This window comes from Streptomyces sp. NPDC042002 (assembly GCF_055588305.1).
Map to the genome: position 1 here is coordinate 1 of NZ_JBVJCT010000081.1, position 4,011 is coordinate 4,011.

Genomic DNA, 4,011 nt, shown 5'->3' on the forward strand with positions numbered 1-4,011 from the left:
AAGGAGGGGCGGTCTGGGGAGGGGGGGGGGGTGGGGCGAACTCGGCCCTTTTTCCCCCCCCCCCCCCCCCCGCCATTCACACGCCGTGTGCGCGCCGGGCCCGCATATGCCGCGCGCACACGCTCCCCACGCGCCCACCAGGCGAGTTGACTTTCCGTGCACGGACAAGGGATGTGCCGACTACGGAAAGGAGCGGACTCGTGACCGCCGACCCCCAGCATCCCGTGGCGCCGAAGGAACTCGCGGAGTTACGCCGGTCTCTCGAAGTGGGGTTCACCCGCATCGAGGGAGGCCTGGCACTGCTCACTCAGCGCGACGACCAGACGGCCAAGGATCTGGATGACCTCAGCACACGGATCATCGCGCTGGAACACACCCGCTGGCCATTGCCCACCGTCGCCGTCGTCGCGGCCGTGGGCGCACTGGCCGTCGCGGTCTGGCAGGCTCTGGGCCACTGAACCCCAGGGAGCTGTGAGGGGGGGAACCGATCAGGGCAACGCGTCCTGCCCCAGCCTGAGATGGTGGAGGAGGAGCAACGCGGCAGCCATGTTGGCGGCCGGGACCTCGCCGCGGGCGACCATGTCGGGAACGAGTTTCAGGGGAACCCATTCCCGGCGGTCGGACTCGAAGTCGTCCACAGGGTGTCCGATGTACTCACCCTCGTCGGCCCAGTAGATGTGATGCCGGGCGTCGGTGAGCCCGTTGGAGGGCTCGACACTCATCAGATGCCGCAGGGGTCCCGGCCGCCAACCGGTCTCCTCCTCCAGTTCGCGGGCCGCCGCGGCGGCGATGTCCTCGCCGTCCTCCACGACGCCCGCCGCCAGCTCCCATCCCCAGCTGTCGGTGATGAAGCGGTGCCGCCACAGGAGCAGTACCTCGTTGGCCTCGTTCACCACCGTGGCCACGGCGACGGGCCGCAGCCGGATCAGGAAGTGATCGAGATGCCGTCCGTCCGGCAGCTCCACATCTGCGAGATTGACGCTGAACCAGCGGTTTTCATACACAGTTTGTTCGTTCTGTTTCGTCCACTGCACGGTTCTGCCACCTTCCGCCGAGTAGATGGCAATATCGCAGCAGCGGCGTCCTGACAGCAGGGCTCACAGGGGTCGGGGCGCAGCGCGGTGGCGGTGAACAGGTTCAGGCGGAACGGTGGCCGGCGTTCCGGTGCGGCTCGTGACGCGGCTTTCCGGGGTGCTCCCTACAGCGGTACACGCAGTGCGCCGTCGATGAGTTCAGCGGCCTCGGTCGTGCCCGCGCAACCGCTGCGCACCAGATGCTCGCGTACCGCGCGAAGTCTGTCGCGCAGCCGCTGGGACTCCATTCCCCGTGCCTGCTCGGCCATTTGGACGGCTGTCGCCACCGCCTTGTCGGCGTTGCCCTGGCGCAGCTCGATCTGGCTGAGCATGGCCAGCCGGTGCACGCGCCCCCGGTCGTGCGCCGGAGTGTCGACGGCCGCCGCGGCGTGCTCCGCGGCTGCCGCCAGGTCACCGAGGCTGAGCAGTGCCTCCGCCACCTGTACGTTGACCAGTCCCGGCTGGACATAGCCGGTCTCGTCGGGCTCGTAACCGCGCCGGATGCGCTCGGCGGCCTGTTCGGCACGCCGTATGCAGGACAGCGCGCTGCTGCCGTCGCCGAGGTGTGCGTACGCCTTGGCCTGCATCGCGTAGAGGTCGGATGCGAGCGCCGGGGTGATGTGGCGTCCAGCGGCCCGCAGCGCGGCCTCGGCGAAGGCGACCGCCTGCCGGTACTCGCGCATGAACAGCGACTGGTTGACGAGCAGAGCTATGACGTACGCGCCAAGTCCCCTGTCCCCACTGGCCTTCGCCAGGCGCAACGCCTGGTGGAAGTAGCGCTGGGCGAGCCCGTGCGCGTCGGAGTCGTAGGCGCAGATGCCCGCGATGGCCACCAACCCGCCGGTGGCGCGGTGGAGTTGACGGCCGGTGGCGTCGGTGTAGCCGCCGCGCAGCAGGGGCGCGGTCTCGGAGTTGAGGAAGCCGACGATCCGGGTGCGCGTCGCTATGCCGCCGGCCTTGCGGTACATCTGCTCGTAGTGGGCCCGCGCCGCGCGCAGCATCTCGATGTCGGCCATGCTGACGTGATGGCGGCCGCCGCGTGAGACGTCCACGTCCTCGGGCGGGTTCTCCCACTCCCACACGGGCATCACCGCGGGCGTGCCGGTGACGGCGGGGGCGCCGAGTATGTGCGGGCGCTGCTGCTCGTCGGAGCGCCACAGGGCGGTGGCGCGCTCGACGAAGCCGGAGAGCGATCCGGCGTGCGGGGTGGCGGGTTCGCCGGGGACCCCGAGGCCGATGTCGTCGAGCGTGACGGGCCGGTGCAGTCGTGCCGCGAGCACCTCGCAGATCAGGTCGGGCACCTGGCCGCGCGGTCGCTGGCCCTTCAACCACCGTGCCACGGCGGTGTGTTCGTAGCGCAGCGCGAGACCGCGCGCCCGCCCCGCCTGGTTGACGTGGGCGGCGAGTCCCGCGTGCGAGATGCCCGCCTCGTCGAGGATCGCGTCGAGCAGAGTGTTGGGCTGCATGGGAGGCCCCCCGAGTGGCTCGTTGCCGACGGCGCGGTCGTGACCGACCGTGCCCGACCGCACCAGAGAGAGTAGTGCGTCCCCTTTCACACGGGGTGTGATGGGAATGCCCGTATCCGCGTTGTACGCGCGCTGTCGCGGAGAGTTTCGTGCCGGTTGACTGAAATGCCTCGCAAGAGGCCGGCCGGGCCGCCGGCTCCCCCTCGTACAGTACGGCGGCCCGCTCCGCGCCGTCCGCCCGGCCGCCTGCCCGACACTCCGTGGCCGGGCGGACGGCAGAGCCGGCCCGGCCGGGGCGACCGCGGGACCCCGGTCGTCCGGGTGCGGGTCCCGTGGCCGGTCGCCTCCGGGACGCGGAGCGGTAGGCCGCCGTCTCTAGCGAGGCACGTGCTGGGACGCGCGGCCCTGTTTCAGGGCGACGGGCCGCCGGTCGTTGTGCAGCACCAGAAGGGCCACGTCGTCGTCGGGCCGCCCGCCGGTGTGGCGCAGCAGCCCGGTGAAGACCGCGCGCAGCACCGCCTGCGGCACGACGGGCCCGTCGCGGACGGCCGCCGCGAGCGCAGGGAGCAGCGGAAAGAACCGCCCCTGGGGGTCTCGTGCGTCCTCGACACCGTCGGTGTGCAGGAAGAGCCCCTCGCCGGGCCGGAGTTGGCCGCAGGGCTCGGCCGGGAGACCGGCCGGCAGCGGGAACGGCCCGAGCGGGGGCAGCGGTTCGGCACGGACGAGAGGCCGGACGCAGCCCCTGCCGAGCAGATAGGGCCAGGGATGGCCGCAGTTGAGGGCGTACACCTCGCCGTCGCCGCGGATCTCCAGCAGCAGGACGGTCACGAACTCCTCGGCGGCCGGGCTGTCGGGGTCGAGCCCGGCCGAGAGATGCTCGGCCCGGTCCCGCCCGCGCAGATGCCGGGCCAGCGCCCGGTCGAGTCTTCTGAGTACGTCGCCGAGTTCGGGTTCGTCGTGCGCGGCCTCGCGGAAGCTGCCGAGGACGGCCGCGACGGTCCCGATGGCGCCGAGTCCGTGCCCCCGGACGTCCCCCATCACGACCCGCACCCCGTGTTCGGTGGCGATCGCCTCGTACAGATCGCCGCCGATGCTCGCGCCGTGGTCCGCGGAGAGCTGGGCCGCGGCGAGGTTCAGCCCGTCGATGCGCGGTGGGAGCGGGCGCAGCAGAACGTTCTGGGCGGCCCCCGCGACCTTGCGGATCTGCCGGAGCTCGCGCAGCAGCGTTCTTCTGACGTGGAGTATCAGACCGGCGCCGACCGCGAAGAAGACCGCGCTGGTGACGATGCGGGCGCCGAGTCCGTTCTGCTGCGCGAGCGGACAGGCCATCTTGTACGAGATCGCCAGCGCGCCCCAGACCGCGGGCAGCCCCAGGTTCACCGCCCGGCGCAGCGGCGGGCGGCCGCCGCTGCGCCGGACCCGGTGGGCGAGGCCGCCGCGTCTGTCGCCTCCGCCCCCCCCCCGGGTGAAAC

At 72.0% G+C, this 4,011-nt stretch carries 4 protein-coding genes; 1 reads left to right on the forward strand and 3 read right to left on the reverse strand.

The genetic code is table 11. The annotated features are described in order from the left end of the window. The first annotated feature begins 200 nt into the window (after positions 1-200). Positions 201-458: a hypothetical protein gene (locus ACZ6KY_RS42075; RefSeq protein WP_469315519.1), complete on the forward strand. Its 258-nt coding sequence runs from the start codon at positions 201-203 to the stop codon at positions 456-458. Positions 459-488: 30 nt separating this feature from the next. Here the strand turns inward: ACZ6KY_RS42075 and ACZ6KY_RS42080 are convergent, their stop codons facing one another. The 3 genes from ACZ6KY_RS42080 to ACZ6KY_RS42090 all read right to left on the reverse strand — a co-directional run bounded on the left by ACZ6KY_RS42080 (position 489) and on the right by ACZ6KY_RS42090 (position 3,868). After that, positions 489-1,034, reverse strand: coding sequence for an NUDIX domain-containing protein (locus ACZ6KY_RS42080; protein WP_355839735.1), 546 nt, complete (start codon positions 1,032-1,034; stop codon positions 489-491). A gap of 164 nt (positions 1,035-1,198) precedes the next feature. Next, complete coding sequence (locus tag ACZ6KY_RS42085; RefSeq protein WP_469315520.1) at positions 1,199-2,539, reverse strand: transcriptional regulator; 1,341 nt, start codon at positions 2,537-2,539, stop codon at positions 1,199-1,201. 375 nt (positions 2,540-2,914) lie between these two features. After that, the gene (locus ACZ6KY_RS42090; protein WP_469315521.1) at positions 2,915-3,868 is read right to left on the reverse strand and encodes a PP2C family protein-serine/threonine phosphatase; all 954 of its coding nucleotides are present in this window, start codon (positions 3,866-3,868) and stop codon (positions 2,915-2,917) included. Between the last annotated feature and the right edge of the window lie 143 nt (positions 3,869-4,011).

Bases quoted from the DNA above. Each gene is read 5' to 3' on its own strand.
- ACZ6KY_RS42085 (WP_469315520.1), bottom strand. From the start codon at position 2,539: ATGCAGCCCAACACTCTGCTCGACGCGATCCTCGACGAGGCGGGCATC.
- ACZ6KY_RS42090 (WP_469315521.1), bottom strand. From the start codon at position 3,868: ATGGCCTGTCCGCTCGCGCAGCAGAACGGACTCGGCGCCCGCATCGTC.